The 16,706-nt window shown below is 65.8% G+C and carries 15 protein-coding genes and 1 tRNA gene; 9 read left to right on the top strand and 7 right to left on the bottom strand.

Annotation, left to right across the window (positions count from 1 at the left end):
* Window positions 1-221: 221 nt before the first annotated feature.
* Entirely contained in the window at window positions 222-674 is a 453-nt protein-coding gene (locus B0T44_RS09825) for an effector binding domain-containing protein (RefSeq protein ID WP_077116894.1), read from the bottom strand.
* A complete protein-coding gene (locus B0T44_RS09820) occupies window positions 671-1,114 on the bottom strand; it encodes a GyrI-like domain-containing protein (RefSeq protein WP_077116896.1) in 444 nt (147 codons plus the stop codon). Before B0T44_RS09820 ends, B0T44_RS09825 begins: the two co-directional genes overlap by 4 nt.
* Window positions 1,115-1,277: 163 nt before the next feature.
* Here B0T44_RS09820 and B0T44_RS09815 point away from each other — a divergent pair, with 163 nt between their 5' ends.
* The 7 genes from B0T44_RS09815 to B0T44_RS09770 all read left to right on the top strand — a co-directional run bounded on the left by B0T44_RS09815 (window position 1,278) and on the right by B0T44_RS09770 (window position 10,628).
* Window positions 1,278-2,006: a uracil-DNA glycosylase gene (locus B0T44_RS09815; protein ID WP_077116898.1), complete on the top strand. Its 729-nt coding sequence runs from the start codon at window positions 1,278-1,280 to the stop codon at window positions 2,004-2,006.
* Between the two features lie 81 nt (window positions 2,007-2,087).
* A complete protein-coding gene (locus B0T44_RS09810) occupies window positions 2,088-2,294 on the top strand; it encodes a hypothetical protein (protein ID WP_175648019.1) in 207 nt (68 codons plus the stop codon).
* Between the two features lie 355 nt (window positions 2,295-2,649).
* Window positions 2,650-4,761, top strand: a complete 2,112-nt coding sequence (locus tag B0T44_RS09805; protein ID WP_175648020.1) for a hypothetical protein — start codon at window positions 2,650-2,652, stop codon at window positions 4,759-4,761.
* 312 nt (window positions 4,762-5,073) lie between these two features.
* Window positions 5,074-5,457, top strand: a complete 384-nt coding sequence (locus B0T44_RS09800; protein ID WP_175648021.1) for a hypothetical protein — start codon at window positions 5,074-5,076, stop codon at window positions 5,455-5,457.
* A 34-nt stretch (window positions 5,458-5,491) separates the two neighbouring features.
* The gene (locus tag B0T44_RS09795) at window positions 5,492-7,519 is read left to right on the top strand and encodes a type VII secretion target (RefSeq protein WP_077116901.1); all 2,028 of its coding nucleotides are present in this window, start codon (window positions 5,492-5,494) and stop codon (window positions 7,517-7,519) included.
* The gene (locus B0T44_RS26480; protein WP_139347815.1) at window positions 7,519-9,600 is read left to right on the top strand and encodes a hypothetical protein; all 2,082 of its coding nucleotides are present in this window, start codon (window positions 7,519-7,521) and stop codon (window positions 9,598-9,600) included. Before B0T44_RS09795 ends, B0T44_RS26480 begins: the two co-directional genes overlap by 1 nt.
* 5 nt (window positions 9,601-9,605) lie before the next feature.
* Window positions 9,606-10,628: a hypothetical protein gene (locus B0T44_RS09770; RefSeq protein ID WP_081511869.1), complete on the top strand. Its 1,023-nt coding sequence runs from the start codon at window positions 9,606-9,608 to the stop codon at window positions 10,626-10,628.
* A gap of 358 nt (window positions 10,629-10,986) precedes the next feature.
* Here the strand turns inward: B0T44_RS09770 and B0T44_RS09765 are convergent.
* The 5 genes from B0T44_RS09765 to B0T44_RS09745 all read right to left on the bottom strand — a co-directional run bounded on the left by B0T44_RS09765 (window position 10,987) and on the right by B0T44_RS09745 (window position 15,475).
* A tRNA-Ala gene (locus B0T44_RS09765) sits at window positions 10,987-11,059 on the bottom strand.
* 91 nt (window positions 11,060-11,150) lie between these two features.
* Window positions 11,151-12,290, bottom strand: a complete 1,140-nt coding sequence (gene sepX / locus B0T44_RS09760; protein ID WP_077116907.1) for a divisome protein SepX/GlpR — start codon at window positions 12,288-12,290, stop codon at window positions 11,151-11,153.
* A gap of 260 nt (window positions 12,291-12,550) precedes the next feature.
* A complete protein-coding gene (locus tag B0T44_RS09755; protein WP_077116908.1) occupies window positions 12,551-13,201 on the bottom strand; it encodes a GNAT family N-acetyltransferase in 651 nt (216 codons plus the stop codon).
* 12 nt (window positions 13,202-13,213) lie between these two features.
* On the bottom strand, window positions 13,214-14,473 hold the full coding sequence (gene glp / locus B0T44_RS09750) for a molybdotransferase-like divisome protein Glp (RefSeq protein ID WP_077116909.1): 1,260 nt from the start codon (window positions 14,471-14,473) through the stop codon (window positions 13,214-13,216).
* A gap of 36 nt (window positions 14,474-14,509) precedes the next feature.
* Entirely contained in the window at window positions 14,510-15,475 is a 966-nt protein-coding gene (locus B0T44_RS09745) for a UTP--glucose-1-phosphate uridylyltransferase (protein WP_077116910.1), read from the bottom strand.
* A gap of 91 nt (window positions 15,476-15,566) precedes the next feature.
* On the opposite strand from B0T44_RS09745, the gene B0T44_RS09740 reads away from it, so the two are divergent.
* Together B0T44_RS09740 and B0T44_RS09735 are read left to right on the top strand one after the other, a co-directional pair.
* The gene (locus B0T44_RS09740; RefSeq protein WP_081511868.1) at window positions 15,567-16,214 is read left to right on the top strand and encodes a 5-formyltetrahydrofolate cyclo-ligase; all 648 of its coding nucleotides are present in this window, start codon (window positions 15,567-15,569) and stop codon (window positions 16,212-16,214) included.
* A gap of 148 nt (window positions 16,215-16,362) precedes the next feature.
* Window positions 16,363-16,677: an FmdB family zinc ribbon protein gene (locus B0T44_RS09735; protein WP_077116911.1), complete on the top strand. Its 315-nt coding sequence runs from the start codon at window positions 16,363-16,365 to the stop codon at window positions 16,675-16,677.
* Window positions 16,678-16,706 lie beyond the last annotated feature (29 nt).

Genomic DNA, 16,706 nt, shown 5'->3' with positions numbered 1-16,706 from the left:
CCCCGGCACATCGGTGGGTTGCCTAGGGCAGTATCCGTCATCGAACCAGAATTGACCAGACGACTGGTTAATCTCCCGAAAACTGCTTAGGCAGCGTTCCATATTCGCAGGTCAGACCGGTCAAAGCCAAATGAACACATAACCACCAGACCGGTTGGTTCTAGATTAGCTAACCCTCAGCTAGCCCGGGCGCGCGGTCACCGCACCCACCGGCGGCCAGATCAGGTCGCGATAGAGATGAACAACTCCACCGACTCGGGCCCATGCCACACCTCGATCTCCTCGCGGTAGGCGCGGGTGATCCCGGCGGATGCGGTCGCATCGTCGACCTGCGCCCAGACGTCCTCCACCGGATCGTGGTAGTCGCCGTTGGGCTGGAAACGGGCGTAGACGCCCTTCGGAACACGAACCAGCACATCGCCGACCGGCGCGGCATCGGGCGCCGGGTATTCGAAACAGACCAGGGCGTTATAGGTTCCCGTCGGGGTGCGGACGTACACGGTATACATCGGACGGTCGGCGTCCGCCGCCGAGTGACCACCCACCCGGTCCACCAACCGGTCCTTGAGGAATTCGATCAGCTCACTGTTGCTGACCTTGAAACTCGGGCGCACCTTCGGCACCACCAGACCGCCGTAGACGGCCGCGTCGCGGACCACGATCGAGTACGTCATCGGGGATCGACCGCCAGGTACAGATCGATCTTGTACGCGTGCGGATAACACTCGAGATCGCCGGTATGGGTGCGCTTGATCTGATTGTGTTCCTCGGCGTAGGCGATCTGCGCCCACAGGCTGGTCATGATCTGGGGGAAGTTGCCGACCGAGGAGAAGCGCGCATACGCCCCCGCGGGCAGCCGGGCGACCAGATGCCCCCGCGTGACCTGGTCGAACGAAGAGCACTGATATCCGACGATCTGGGTGTTGTAGGTCCCTAGATCGGTGGCGTAATCGGTGTAGGCGGTGGCCAGCGGGCCGCCGAGTTCATGGTGCAGCACCGAGGACCACGCGCCTTCCAGATCGTGGTCCCGCAGTTCCCCGAGCGCGCGTTTGGGGCTGCGCACCGGCAGCCCGGCAACCCACGTCTCGTCCCGCTCGACGATTTCAAACTGCATGGAAACGACTCTCTCGCGATGAATCGGGGGCGACGCCAATATCCGGCCGACCAGAAATGCCCATGTTATCAACCAGTACAACAATCGGCCGTGATCACAACCTCCCCCGGTTCACCACGCCGAACTGGACCAATGTCCGAGAATATTCGACCGGTATGGTCGAATCAGCAGAGTGTGCCGCAGCATCGCCGAGCTGGACAGTATCGTCACCACCTGCCGCGCCTGCCCGCGCCTGGTCGCCTGGCGGGAGCTGGTGGCCCGCGAGAAACGCGCCGCGTTCCGGGACGAGACGTACTGGGGTCGCCCCGTGCCGGGCTTCGGCCCGCCCGACGCCAGAATGCTGATCGTCGGGTTGGCACCGGCCGCGCACGGCGCCAACCGCACCGGCCGCATGTTCACCGGCGACCGCAGCGGCACGGTGCTCTACGCCGCGCTGCACGCCGTCGGCCTGGCCAACCAACCCGTCGCCCGGCATCGCGACGACGGCCTGCGCCTGCTCGGTGTGCGCATCACCTCTCCGGTGCGCTGCGCCCCGCCGGAGAACAAACCCACCCCCGCCGAACGCGACCGCTGCCGCCACTGGCTCGATACCGAATTGGAACTGCTCTCCCCCACCATGCGGTCGATCGTCGTACTCGGCGCCTTCGGCTGGCAGGCCCTGTTCCCCGCCCTCGCCGACGCAGGCTGGGCGGTGCCGCGCCCCCGCCCGAAGTTCGGGCACGGCGCCCACGTCCTCCTCGAACCCGCCTCCCGCGACCGCGCTCCGCTACATCTGCACGGCTGCTATCACGTGAGCCAGCAGAACACCTTCACCGGCAGGCTCACCCCCGCGATGGTCGAGGACGTACTGAGCAGGGCCGCCGCCAACGCCGGACTCCCGCATCGACCGTGAACTGCCGCAGCCCGAGACGCTGACCGCGCAATCCGGGTAGCGTCGACTGCACAGCCCTCGCTCGTCCAGAAAGCATCACCCGTGACCGACCCCGCACCAGTGGACCAGGTGTCCGCCCTGCGCCGCTGGACGGATTGCGGCGCGCTCTGGCGAGTCGTGGCCCGCCGCCCCGGCTCCGTCACCATCGGCCTCTACACCTGCACCGGCGGCGAGGAAGTCGACCGCATCGTCTCCGACGACCCCGCCGTGCTCGCCTATATCGGCAATCGCGAATCCAGCGACGACTGATCCGTTCCGCTATCGACAGTTATTGGAACACGTTCGCGAACAATAAATTCCGTGCATTCTATCGCTATTCCCAAAAATGGTGACGACACCTGATGTTGCGCCCCAATTCATTGCCGAACCCCTGCCTGTAAACCAGGCGTTCGGCTGAATTTCATCCGGCGTCGTTACGAATGCCCTTATGACAGGGAGAGCACTTCGCCTGCGGTCGTACAGACCAAGCAACATGCAGGTCATCGACCGCGACGAGTGACACACCGCACCGATGCGACCGTTCGCGTTACCAGGACATAGGACCCCACTCTTCGGCACTCGCCGCCGACGCCGCCTGATCTGCGTTGCGTTGGCGTTCTTCGCGATGCTGGTCTTTCCGGGCACGGTCGGCGCGGTGGCGACTGCGCAGGACGGGAGCTCGAGTATCCCCTCCTCGCGGATGGACGCGGTGGCTTGGATGGGTATCCGGGATTCGTCCGGGGTGCCGTTGGCCGACTATCTGTTCGTCACCGACGAAGGCAGTCTGCTAGAGCCGGGCTCCTTGAGCCTGTGGGCGCTGCTCGGGTTGGAGTTCGCCGGATACATGATCATCGTGACAACCGCGATCTGGTTCATCGGCTACGCATTGAGTTTTCGGTGGCTAGATGTGTTCGCGGCGGCTTTGCACGGGGTAGCGAACGCCCTGGCCGACCAGATCGCCACGCCCGTCGTATTGGTGACAGCCGCGACGATCGGCGCGTTTTTCGTGGCCTGGTTCGTGATCCGCGGTTTCTACGCGAAAGCCGCGATGCAGACGGTCACCATGGTCGCAGTCGCGATACTCGGGGCGGTGTTTCTGGCCGATCCGCTCGCCGATGCGGTGTCGTCCGACGGTTTACTCGCCAAAGGACGCGATCTGGGCATTACGGTCGCCGCCGGTCTCGATGGCAACGGCAACGCACACCCGGATCAGTTGGTGGGAGAGATGCAGGCCGAGCTGGCCGACGGTTTGGCCCGTTATCCCTTGCAGGTCTGGAATTTCGGGCATGTCATCGACGAGCAGCCCGCCTGCGCACATGCCTGGTCGGTGGGGTTGACGACCGGCGATACCGACCGGGTCAAGAGCGGGATCGAAGCGTGCGGCGACCTGGCGGCCTCAGCCAAGACCGCCGAGCCCACCGCGGGGCAACTAGGCACCGGTCTGCTGCTATTGCTGTCGGCCACCGTCCTGCTCGCGTTCGCTGTTGTACTCGGCGGCCTGATCATCCGGGCCGGAATGAGCACGATCTACCACGCATTCCTGGCGGTTTTCGGTTTCGCGGCGGGCGGGTTCGTGTACGGCCCCAGCCAAACACTGCTGATCCGCAATCTTGTCGAAATCTTCCTCGCCGCAGCGAAGATGTGCGCCTACACCGTATTTCTCGGGGTGTACCTGCTGTTCCTCGGCAACCTGTTCCGGCAGGCAAGCGGCCAGGTGATGCCGGTGATCGTTATCGCCGCGTTGGTCGAGCTCGTTGCCATCGTCCAGCTGTGGCGACTGAGCAGAGGCATGTCGGACGGGTCGTCCTGGATCACCAGCCGTTTCGCCAGGGCGGTTCAGGGACGAAGCGGCAGCGAAGACACCGCGGCGGTGGCCGACGCGAACGCTTCCGGCGCCGGCATTTCCGGGGTCGGCATCCTCGCCTGGGCCACCACCCTCAACACGGTGAACAGCTCTCCGCTCACGGCCTGGCTGGCCGGGCGTACCGTCAACCCGCTGAACCCGTTGGCCCGCGGACACAAGGCTTCCACCCGCGCAGACGCAATAACCGCACCATATCGTGTGGACGAGTACCTGCACGCACATCTGGCCCGGCAGAGCTGGCTCATGGCGGCTGTTCAGGAAGCCGGGAAACACGGCGGGATCGGCACCGAACTCGGGGTGGCCCGCGCCTTGAAAACACTGATCGACTACCGGGTGCCCGGCGAACACCTCGTGTCGACGCTCGTGGCCGCAGGGGCGACCGGGCAGATGATCGACGACGCCATGCGCGCACGCGGTGTACGGGACAACACCCGGTCGCAGAACCCATACGGTTTCCGGGCCGCGCAACAAGCCGTAGCCACCGGCTACGCCGTGGGGAATCACATCGGCGATCCGGCGATCCGGGCCTTCGCCGCTCAGGCGGCGGTCGCCGCGGACGGCCTCGTCCGGCACACCAGCCCCCTGCCCTCGGGCGCAAGTCTCGACAACGCGTTCATCGCCAAGGTCGAACAGAACTGGGATTCGGCACGGGCCCTGCGAGCCGCGATCACCGCCGACGAGTGGAACAGCGTCGGCCGCGATACCCGTCGCGCCATCGCGGGGCGCGTAGCGCGGGACCACTTGGCAGCGGCCAAAGCCTATTACCAGGACCCGACGGAACTACACCGCGCGGCCCTGGACAGAACCACCATGCGCATCGCGAACCTGGATCACCTGACCCTGGACTACGGTCTCGACCCCTGGGACCCGTAATCCGCGCCGTCTTCCCCATAGCTGCCGCCCGGGGCCGCCGGGCTGCTGGACCCTGCCCGAAGGCATCGCTGCCGGTATATTCGCCGCCGAGCTCAGGCTGCTCAGCCGACCCTCCACGATCGGGAAGACAACGCTCACCGCTGGGCTGCGGTGCACGTAGCATCGAGCAGGGTTGTTCGGAGGCGAAGAACGGCCGAACCAGTAGGCATACGACACGGGCCGGCCCGGGTGCCGGTCGACGATCTTGCCGAGGTAATGAAGGAGAAGTCGCCGCACAGGCGGGTTTTCCGCCAGCGGATGAAGGAGGACCCTATGAGAGAACTCCACCCCGACGTCCGCGCCGCACTCGCCCTGTCCCGGGAGTTGCGGCACCGCATCGCCGACGTGCGCGAACGGGCCGATGCGATCTTCGCACGTCGCCCGTCCCCGAGCGGTCTGGTCATTCCCGAGGTCGACGCCAGGGGACGGTTGCGGGACCTGTACCTGGCGCCCGGAACCTGCGACCGGTTCGACAATCAGGAACTGGCCGCCGACATCATGGCCGCTATCACCGAGAGCACCGCGGACGCCCAGCTGCAATACCAGATCGCCATGAACGATGCCGGCAACCGACCGCGACCACTCGCGGAGATCATGCGGGAGTGGCGGGCCGCGCCGGAGCAGCCGATCCCCAACTTTGGGAAGGCGGAACAATGAACCAGAGATAGATGGCGGAAGGATTCAACCGAGCATGCCCGATTACATGGATGTTCGGCCGGATGAGCTACTCAGAGCTGCTAAAGAGCATGAGCTGGCCGCTGCCAGAATTCGGAAGTGGGGAGAAATCCCACATGCTTGGCTCGCCGAGTTCCCCTCTGGCTACGGCACGATTGCCGACCCGGTCCGAGCGGCTCTGACGGACTACTACGACAGACGTCACGCCGCTGCGGAACACCTCGCCGCCAACCATGAGCAGTCACGAGACGCACTGCTTGCAGCGGCAGCGGCATTCGAAGACAACGATCAGAACTCCGGGGGCTACATCAACCAGTCGTCTGGTTTCGCCGACGCAGTCCCGGCCGGTCCGACCCCCGGCGCGCTCCCCGATTCCGCCCCGCACGTGCGCCCGGGTCCGGACACACCGATGGTGAACGGCACGCAACCGGCACAGCCTTCCGCATCCGTACCCGATACCGCGAGCGTTCCCGACCAGACCGGCCACTCCGTGCCGGCTTCCACGCCACCTGTCACTTCAGCTGCGCCACCCACCACATCCGATCCGTCACCCGCCACATCCGCCTGGTCACCCTGGTCACCCACGGCATCCACCCCGACACCCACCCCATGGGTGCCGCAGCTCGACGGGAGTGCACCCACCGGGCCCACGCCGCTTTCGGTCGGCATGCCGGAGCCCGGCACCGCCGATATACCGGGAGGCACAGCCACCGACGCGAACGGTTTCACGGGCATGCCCTCAGGGCCGGCGCCGCTGCCGACCGGCCCGATCCCGGCGGCGCCCGTCCCCAGCGGTGCAAACATGAGCGGCAGGATCCCGGCGCCCTTGCCGACCGGCCCCTTGGCAGCAGCGGTACATGCGGACAAAGACCGGCAGTCACTACCGTCGCTCGTGGTGGGTGAGCAGGTCGACGATGATCTGCTGCTCGCCCGTACCCTGCTCGGCGCGATCCTCGCCGAGGTAGCAGATTCGACACCTGGTCTGGAGTGGGCGGTGGGGGTAGGACGCACTTCCGACGGGCCCCTCATTCTGCTGACCTCCACCGAGGGGCGCGGCTGGCTGCCTCCCGGACTGTTCCTGCCCGTGGAGGTCGTCCTCCCGTGGCGGTGGGACTTCGTCCTCGAACCCACGAAACGGGAGGCCATCACCGCACTGGAAGGCACAAGCGACCCGGCCCGGATACTCGCTGAGATCGGTCTGCTGGAGGGTCGCTGGATGAACGCCCGGATCAGCGCCCTGGTGTCGTCCACGGCAATCCCGGACAACCTGCGCGCGGCTCTCGGCGACAACGTCGCCCTCGAGGGCTGGGTGCCCGCAGCCGAGTCGGCCGTCGACCTCAGCTCGCTCGGTGCCGGATTGGTCGATCGGCTCGCGCTATCCGGCCCGAAAAAGCTGGCGCACCAGGCAGCTCAGGTATCCGAATCCAATATCAAAGCCACCTGCCTCGAGTTGGCGCGCGCCGCGGACGCGCAGGTGAGCACCGCCGTCTCTGTCGGCGACGGGCGGGTCTCCGAACACCGTGCCTGGCGGCGACAGATTCTCGACGCGCTGCGCTCCGGTCGGCCGGTTCCGGCGAGTTGGTGGGACCAGATACGGGTCGCCGATGGTGTGTTGGCGGCGGCACTGCAGTCACGGCGAGTGGACGTGTCCCACGTTCCTGTCGGCGCCCGCCTGGACACCCCCGGCACCGCAGCCCTGCGCAGCATGGTTTTCGAGCGCCGCGCCGTCGAACTGCTGCTGTTACTCGCGGCAGGTGAACCCGACCGGCAGACTCTACGCGATGCGTACTACACCTATGGCCAGATAGTTGAGCATCCATTGTTCTCGGCGGCGGGTGCATCGGCGGTGCAGGCGACGAACACGACCGGCACAGGTACGGCGGTCCCGGGTCTCGACAGTGGCCCCCGTATCGATCCCGGCGTTCCCCGTCTCAACTCCGTCAGCGTTGGTTCAGCTGGTCGCGGTGGGGCTCCTCCGCCCATAGCTGACATTCTGAAAGGTCAGGAGGGGGCCGCGGGCTCCAGCGAGCAGAGGAGAGCCTGATGGGAGCGGCAGAAGATGCTGTCCAAGAGATAGAAGGTTATGACAGTGAGGGGGGGTGGTACGGCAACGACGGCATGGCCGGGGACGGCGAAGCCCAAAAATCGCTGGATGCGCTGGACGAATTGAATGCAGCCGATTTCGAGACGGCCATGGAGCAACTCGACCCCGGTGTCATACAGAAGCTTGTCAACGCCAGCCGCTATCAGAACTTGGACGAGAACGACAAATACCGGGAGCTCGTCAACGCACTTCACACCGGTGACACAACAGATGTCGTCGCAGCCAAGAACGAGCGGGAAGAAGAGGCCGAAGAGATTGAATTCGGGGAGTACGAAGAAGAACTTCCCAGCGAGGACGATCAAAAGCATCTACATGAAGTAAAGCTGCATATACCGAGAGGCGCCAGTGAGGATCTTATAGCGCTGATCCAGGACACCGAGTTCACGATGCAGTGGGGGTTCGACACACTCGGCGCCCGTAACCCGAAGGCCGCACCGGACTTCAGCAACATCCTCGACGACGAAAGGATCACATCCCCGGAGGGCTGGGGAGAAGTAATAAACCATGAAGACGACTTGAAAACCCAACTGGAAAACCGGCAGAATGACCACGAGACCGAACTCGAAAAAGTCGACGTCAAGACCGAAGACTCTGCGGTAACAAACAGCCAAACCTTCAAGAATTTGAAGGGCATCAAGGACTACCTCAACCAACAACTCGAATTCGAGTTCGAAAATACTGAGCATGAAACGAAGCTCAATCGGGACGGAGACAACCTCATATACAATCTGGGCGGGAGGGATACGGAGGGCAACCCGCTCAAGATCACCGCCTACAAGAAAGGCGAGGACGGCAAGTTCTATCTGACTGCAGAGGCCGAACAGCGGTTCTATGTCAAGGCTATCGATGATAGAGCCGCGGAATGGGACGAAGAGTACGCAAAAGCGACCAAGAAATTCCAGGACGCGGCCCTTGACATCGACGATCCCACGCCGCCCACACCCACGCCGACACCCGTACCCACACCCGTACCCACACCCGTACCGACACCTGTACCGACACCTGTACCGACGCCCACGCCGACACCTACCCCCACGCCGACACCCACACCCTCCGACCCGAACGATCCCACCAATCCGGGCGACCCCACCAACCCGGATGACCCCACCAACCCGGATGGCAAGCCCACTCCCGGCAGCCCGGAGGATATCGACGACCTGCTCAATGCACCCCCGGACTATGGTTCCGACCCCAGCAAGCAGGAAGAGGAGGGCGCAACCGATTCCTCGTCGAACGACTCAGGGCAGAACACCGACCCCGGCACCGGAGCCCAGCCGACCGTCCAGCCCGCCGCTGCTTCCGGCGGCGGCAATCCTGGCCTCGGCATGATGCCGCTGATGGCAATGATGGGGATGATCCCCCAGATGATGCAAGCAATGCAGGAGAGGCGGGAGGAAGACGACAGACGCAAGGAGGAGCGCGAAGAAGAAGCGGCGCAGCAGCAACAACAGCAACAACAGGTTCAGCAGGCGGCTGCCCAGTCTCCGCCCACAGGTGTCACCGCGCCCGCTCCCACCGACGCCCCACCGGTCATCAATGCCAATGGCATGGTGGATGCCCAACTCCCCAACGGCACCACCCAAAAGGTGTCCAGCACCGTCGCCGAGGCTCTCAACAGAGCGGTCAACAACCCCAACGGCAGCGACGCCCGCGCCGCCTACGCGGGAACTCCAGGCGAAGCCACGCCTGGCGCCCCCTGGACTGCCGTCGACGCCAGCAATCTGCGCACCGGTGACGTAGTTCAATGGGAAAACCGCAGCGCCCTTGTCGTCGTCACCCCAGACGGTCTGTACACCATCACCAGCGGTCAGATGGTCCCGCTGGACACCAACAACCCCGTCGACGACGGCCGCGGCAGTTACGGCGCGTTCCAAGGCTTCTTCCACCCGTCCGGTGTCGACACGGCTACCGGACCGACTCAGGAGGCGCCGCCCGATCCGCCCGCACCGCCCACTCAGCAGCGCTCCGCACCTGCCACCCCGCCCGCAGTCCCAGCCCCGCCCCCCCTCGAGCAAGTCTGACGATAGTGGTGGGTGGGGCTGCCGGCGAATACCTGGTGGATGTGGCCGAGCGGTTGGCGCTGGGTTGCGACCCGGCGTCCACTCGGGCCATGGTGGAACGCGCCTGTGGCGGACAGCTGGATGCACGAGCGCCGGATGGCGGCCGAGCCAGCACGCTGACTCTCTCCGGTATTCCGTTAGAAGTCAGTGTGTCCGGTGGCCGAGGAGAGTACACACCTGCCATTCGCTATACCACGGAGAACGCGACGCAGGAGACACGGTTCGGCTCGCGCGTCACCGCTCAAATCGCCGCGATCCGTGATCTGGTGGCTTGGTTGCCGAACGGAGACGAGACAGTCGCCGACATGCTGCAATCCTTCGTCACGACGCTGTATCCCGACCCCGCGAAAGTCCCGGCCCTATATCGCTCGGCCACATGGATAGGGATCGTCCAGCACACCTCGGCACCGCATCATGCAGCTCGCCTGAAGGTATACGGCATTCCGACGATCGTGCCAGGGGCACTGCACCGGTTGCGCAAGGTATGGCCCGGCTTCGCGGAATTGGCGTCCGTACCCGACGACGGGAAGTTCATCAAACCTGCTGGCGTCGCAATCGAGGTGGACGCGCACGGTGCGGTGAACCACAAGATCTACCTGAGGGCCCGGTACAACGATGTCGCCGTGCCGATGAAACTGACCCGCTACTTCGGCGATGCGGCATGGGAAGTGCTGTCCGAACTCGTCCGGTGTGGCGTCGATGCGGCCAGGTTCCACCGGCACGACATCTTGGTCTGCTGTACACGCAGTGAAGACACCTCTACTTTCACGCTCTACCTGGGTGCACGGCGAGGCACCGACCTGACCGGGGTCGTGAGCGGACTCGCGTCCCGCCACCACGGCAGCGCCCACGCCGTCGAGGCCCTCGCCCAGGCAGCAGAGTCCTGTGGTGCGAGTTGGCGTTACGCGGGAGTCGGACTGGGCTTCTCCGCCGACCACGGCATCGACAAGCTCAATGTCTACGGCACACCCACCTGGAGTGACGGCTAGCGCGTGAATGTTCGCCACGTCAGCTCACCGGGCAGACCATCTTCGCAACGGCGGCTACACCACCCGCTGCCCCAGGGAACAATGCATGCTCGATGGTTGCGTGCCGTAGCCAGGGCTGGGCGCTGCCGAACCAGCGGGTGTAGGCGGCCTGGGAAGAGCAGCCTGAGACAAAACATCCCTGACCTTCTTCTGGTCAGGGGTTTCTATCGTGAAAGTTGCGGAACCTTACTCGAAAACTGAACCACAGCTCGGGGTCCAGGGCGAAGCCCTCCGGGCGGGCCTGAGGTTGCACCCCCAGAAAATACGACGGAGCGAGACCGTTCGCGCTTTCCGCGAACACACCTCGCCCCGAGTGGAGTGGAGCTAAGGGGAATCGAACCCCTGACCTTCTCGATGCGAACGAGACGCGCTACCAACTGCGCTATAGCCCCGTGCGGTTCCGCGGAACCGCGCTGTGCCACTCTAGCAGGAGACCCGGCCAGACTCCGAATCGAGGTGTTTACCTGCGGTAACGGTAGGTGGTCACGCACCGGCGGCGCGGCGTATGTCGCCGCCGGCTGCGCGGTGCCTTGCGGCGCGGGCCGCGGTGGCGTCGTAGGGGTCGAGGTGCTCGAAGGCGGGGTCCTCGTCGTCGAAGTCGAGCAGTTCGGAGCGGCGGCGCAGGGCGCGCGCGGTGTCGCGGTCCATCCCGCGATGCGGTACTCGGCTGGTGTACTCGGTGTCGCGCGGGTTGCGGCGCTCCCGTTCGCGGCTGAGCCGGGCGCTGCGGCGGCGGCGGATCTCCTCTTCCATCCTGACCTGCCTGCGCAGGTAGGCCAGGTAGGTCACCAGCACGGTGGCGGTCAGCGCGCAGCCCCACCAGAAGTTCGGGGAGACCGCGACTGCGAGCCCGCCGCACAGGAGGGTGCCCAGCACCAGCGCGAGCACGGCGCGCTGGCGGAAGGTGTAGCGCGCGGCGCGGGCAATGGCATCGGCCTCCGGGTCGAAGCCGCCGCGGCCCCTACGAGAGGGGACGAAATCGGGTTCGTCTTCGGGGTAGGGGGCGGCCAGGGGCGCCGGAGACCTGGCCGGTGGGATACGAGCGGGCGGGGGCCGGGTCGGGTCGTGCACGGTATCTCCGGGGGCCGCGAAATCACGGTCGTCACGGTCTTCGACACACAGCTCACGATCGGTGCTGTCCGGGCCTGCGATCTCCGAGTCGCCGGTCTCGGGATCGGTGTTATCGAAATCGTCGACAAAATCGGCAGTGTCGGCAGCGTCGTATTCGGGGGCGTTGTCCCAGAGATCGTCGTCGACAGGCGCGGCCGCTGTACTGCCGGTGGTCTCGTCCGGGTCCAGGCCGGCGGCTGCGTCGGCCGCCACGGTGGTCTCTTCGTCAGCCTCGGTGACGGGCTCGTCGGCCGATGTCGTCATCCGATCCTCCACATCATCGGCGTGATGACGCTTCCTGTGCGCTCGGGTGAGCCGCCGCGACCGGACGCTGTCGCGCCCGGCGGCATGCCCACTTCTGGTGCGCCGCTTGGAACCTCCGCGATGCAGTACGCGGGTTGCCAGTGCGGCGTCGGTGGTCCTTCGAATTCTCGGGTGGCGGTCGGCAAGGATCGGGAACAGGACGAAGACCCAGAGCACGACCAGGCCGATCCAGAGGATCGAATTCGGCATCGTCGTCAGCACCTCCGTCGCGCCTGGTCGAGTCCCGGCCCACGCCGTGAACCGTGCGTGCCCCCGCCGCGGTTTCCTCCTCTATGGCTCGGTCGCCGGATGCGGCGCGGGCTCCCCGCCGATGGCACAGGGCGCACCACCGTCGTCCGTAGGTTAATTCCGAGTAGGGGTGCGACACGGCAGGCGCGCCGTGCACATAGGCCACATGCGTCACATTTCCACCATGGGCAGTCCTCTCGCACGATTTTCCCGTCACCGGGTCACTTCCGCGTCAACCGCCCTTCTCGCGCCAACCGGTCCACAACCGTCCCGGTCAGCTCCTCCGCTGTCAACCCGACCAGCAGATGATCCCGCCACGCACCGTCGACATCGAGATACCTACGCAACAGACCTTCTTCGCGGAACCCGACATTGCGCAACACCGCCTGACTGGCCAGATTCTCCGGCCGCACCGTTGCCTCGACCCGGTGCAGCCCGACGGGGCCGAAACAATGATCCAGCCCGAGCCCCAACGCCGCGGTCGCCACGCCCTGACCGCCGAGATCCTTGGCCACCCAATAGCCGATCCAGGCCGAACGCAGCGCGCCGCGCACGATATTGCCCACCGTCAACTGTCCGCTGAAAGCCCCGTCCACCTCGATCACCAGTGGGATCATCGCGCCCCGACGGGCCTCGGCCTTGAGGCTCGACCACAGCGGGGGCCAGTTCGATGCGTGGTTGCGCGCCTCCCAGGCGCCCCGGCCGGTGGGCTCCCACGGCTCCAGATGTTCCCGGTCACGCAACCGGATCCGGCTCCACGCCGCCGCGTCCCGCAACCGCACCGGCCGCAGCGATACCTGCCCGGCCGCTACGCGCACCGGACCGAGATGAGCAGGCCAGCCAGGATGCTGAGCGGCCCGGAATACGTTCATCGACTCCACTTCTCAGCCGCGCTGCGCCAGAAAAGCGACCCGGACCTTGTCTCCGGTGCGGATCTCGGTGTCGTCGGGGTCGACCACGATCAGGCTGTTGGCCTCGGCCAGCGTGGCGAGCAGATGCGAAGACGGGCCCGCCCCGTTACCGAGCGGCTGCACCAGGTATTCGCCGGTGGCCTCGTCCCGCATGAGCTGGGCACGCAGATAGCCCTTGCGCCCGGCCATGGACTGAATGGGGGTGATGGTCCTGGCCCGGATGATCCGGCGCATCGGCTGCCTGCGGCCCAGCGCGATCCGGATCAGCGGCCGCACCATCACCTCGAACACCACCAGCGCGCCGACCGGATTGGAGGGAAGCAGGAAGGTCGGCACCTCGTCGCGACCGAGCCTGCCGAAACCCTGTACCGAACCGGGATGCATGGCCACACGCGCGATCTCGAGCTCACCGAGACCCTCCAGCGCCTCCCTGACCTGTTCGGAGGCCCAGCCGCCGACCGCTCCGGCGATCACCACTACCTCCGAACGCACCAACTGGCCTTCCACCACGTCACGTAGCCGGCGCGGATCGGTATCGACGATGCCGACCCGATTGACGTCCGCGCCCGCATCGCGCGCGGCGGCCGCCAACGCATAGGAGTTCACGTCGTATACCTGGCCGGGACCCGGCGTGCGGTCGATATCGATGAGCTCGCCACCCACCGAGATCACCGACAGCCGGGGCCTGGGATGAACCAGCACCTTGTCGTGCCCGACGGCAGCGAGCAGGCCGACCTGCGCGGCGCCGATAATGGTGCCCGCGCGCACGGCGATATCGCCGGGCTGCACATCGTCGCCGACGCGGCGCACGTAATCACCGGAGCGCACCGGTTCGTACACCTTGATCCTGGCGCGGCCACCGTCGGTGTAGTCCAGTGGCAGCACGGCGTCGGCCAACGTCGGCAGCGGCGCGCCGGTGTCGACGCGCACGGTCTGGCGGGGCTGCAACCGGATCGGCTGACGGGAACCGGCGATCACCTCTCCGACCACCGGCAACGTCAGATCCACCAATTCGCCGTCTTCGTCCCGGATATCGGCTCCGGCGGAGGCGACATCGACACTGCGGACGGCGTACCCGTCGATGGCTGCTTGATCGAACCCTGGCAGCGGACGTTCGGTGACCACGTCCTCGGCGCACAGCAGGCCCTGAGCTTCGGAGATCGCGACCCGGACCGGCCGGGGCGCGACCGCCGCGGCCGTCACCTTGATCTGCTGATCCTCAACCGAGCGCATCCAGCCCTTCCCGATGTTCTTCGCACTGCGGCGATCTCAAACGTTGGCGGTGAGTTGCGGACTCCAGTCCGAACTCAGCCGGCGCTGCAGCCACTCACGCAGCGCGGGACCGTAATCGTCCCGTTCCAGCGCGAAATCCACCGCAGCACGAAGATAGCCGCCGGGGTTTCCCAGATCATGGCGCGACCCACGATGCACCACCACATGAACCGGATGGCCTTCGGCGATCAGCAAGGCGATCGCGTCGGTGAGTTGCAGCTCATTGCCTGCGCCCGGCCCGATCCGCCGCAGCGCATCGAAGATCGCGCGGTCGAGCAGATAACGTCCGGCCGCGGCGAAAGTCGACGGGGCTTCGCCCAGGCTCGGTTTCTCCACCATGCCCTTCACCCGCAACACATTCGGGTTCTCCGCGTCGGGGACGGGCGCGACATCGAAGACACCGTAAGCGCTCACCTCGTTTTTGGGCACGTCGATCGCGCACAGTACCGAGCCGCCACGTTTTCGCCGCACCCGGTTCATCACATCCAGTACCCCGCAGGGCAATACGAGATCATCGGGCAGCAGAACAGCCACCGCGTCTTCGTCGGAATCGAGCACGGACTCGACCTGGGCAACGGCATGACCGAGCCCGAGTGGTTCATCCTGTACCACCGAAGTCACATCGAGCAGGCCGGGAGCTTTGCGCACTTTTTCCAGCAGATGGAATTTGCCGCGTTCGGCGAGCGTGCTCTCCAGCACCAGATCCTCGACGAAATGCGCGACAACTCCGTCTTTACCGGGTGCCGCGACGATCACCAGCCGCTTGGCGCCGGATTCGGCAGCTTCCGCGGCGACCAGTTCGATACCGGGTGTGTCCACCACCGGCAGCAACTCTTTGGGAACTGTTTTGGTGGCGGGCAGGAAACGAGTTCCCAACCCGGCCGCCGGCACAATGGCGGTGCGGAAACCAGTTTCCGCCGCCGGGGATAAACCGTTACCCTGCTCTCCGGCTTTTGCTGTCATATGCACACCCTATCGGTCGATATCGCCGCCCAAACGGCTCGACGCCGCCGCGACACGGACTTTCCCAGCCGGCCGGTATCGGCATGAGCCTATGGTGATCAGTGTGAAGATGCCCGGTGAGCGCGATAAACATGCCTGGCGCGGCGATATTCTGGCGCGGCGGGCCGCGCTGGCCGAGTCCGAACGTCTGGCGGAAGCGACGGCTCTGGCAGCTACGGCCGGGCATATCGATCCGGGTGAATGGGTGTGCGCCTATGTTCCGGTCCGCGGAGAACCTGGTTCGACCGCGATGCTGGACGCTTTGCGCACGGCGGGCGCCCGAGTGCTACTTCCGGTGACCGGGCAGACCGGGCCGCTGGAGTGGGCCGAGTACACCGGGACCGCACACCTGCGACGGGCCAGGTTCGGGCTGCTCGAACCCACGGGGCCCGCGCTGCCTGCCGTGACGATCGCCCGCGCCGAGTTGATCCTGGTGCCTGCGCTGGCGGTGGACCGGCGTGGGGTGCGGCTGGGCCGGGGCGCAGGCTACTACGACCGGACGCTGCTCGCCGCCGACCCGGCAGCCCGCCTGGTCGTGGTGGTACGTGACGAGGAAGTGGTCGAGCGGCTCCCGGAGGAGGCGCACGATGTGCGGATGGGCTGGGCGCTGACGCCCTACGGTGGGTTGCGTCGGCTCGGCGAGCCCGATACCGCAGCCGGGGCCGACCACCACGGAGCCGGGCGGCAGGGACGGCACTGACGGTCTCCCGGGCAGCAGGCAGTGACTTTTCGGACAGTGACGTTCCGAACAGCGGTTTTCCGGATAGCGCGGAATGAAAGGCCCGGCTAGCGGTGTTGGCACTGTCAGCTGTAGAGTGCTAGACCGACGAAAGACCGCGGAGGATCCAGTGCCAACCTATTCATACGCGTGCACCGAGTGTGATAACCGCTTCGACATCGTTCAGTCCTTCACCGATGAGGCGCTGACCGTCTGCTCGGAGTGCTCAGGCAAGCTGCGCAAGTTGTTCAACTCGGTGGGCATTGTCTTCAAGGGCAGTGGCTTCTACCGCACCGACAGCCGCGGGGGGTCCGTTCAGTCCGCATCCAGCAGCGATTCCGCCAAGTCCGACAGCGGGTCGAGCAGCTCATCGGGCTCGGACTCGTCATCGGCGAATTCGTCGTCCTCTAGCGCAGGCTCCGCACCGGCTGCCGCCGCCAGCTGACGGGCAGCGGCAGCGGCAGAGTTCGCTAC

Source organism: Nocardia donostiensis, from assembly GCF_002081715.1.
GTDB classification, from domain to species: Bacteria; Actinomycetota; Actinomycetes; order Mycobacteriales; family Mycobacteriaceae; genus Nocardia; species Nocardia donostiensis.
Note: the sequence above shows the minus strand (reverse complement) of the source record. Positions and strands in the feature narration are given on the sequence as shown.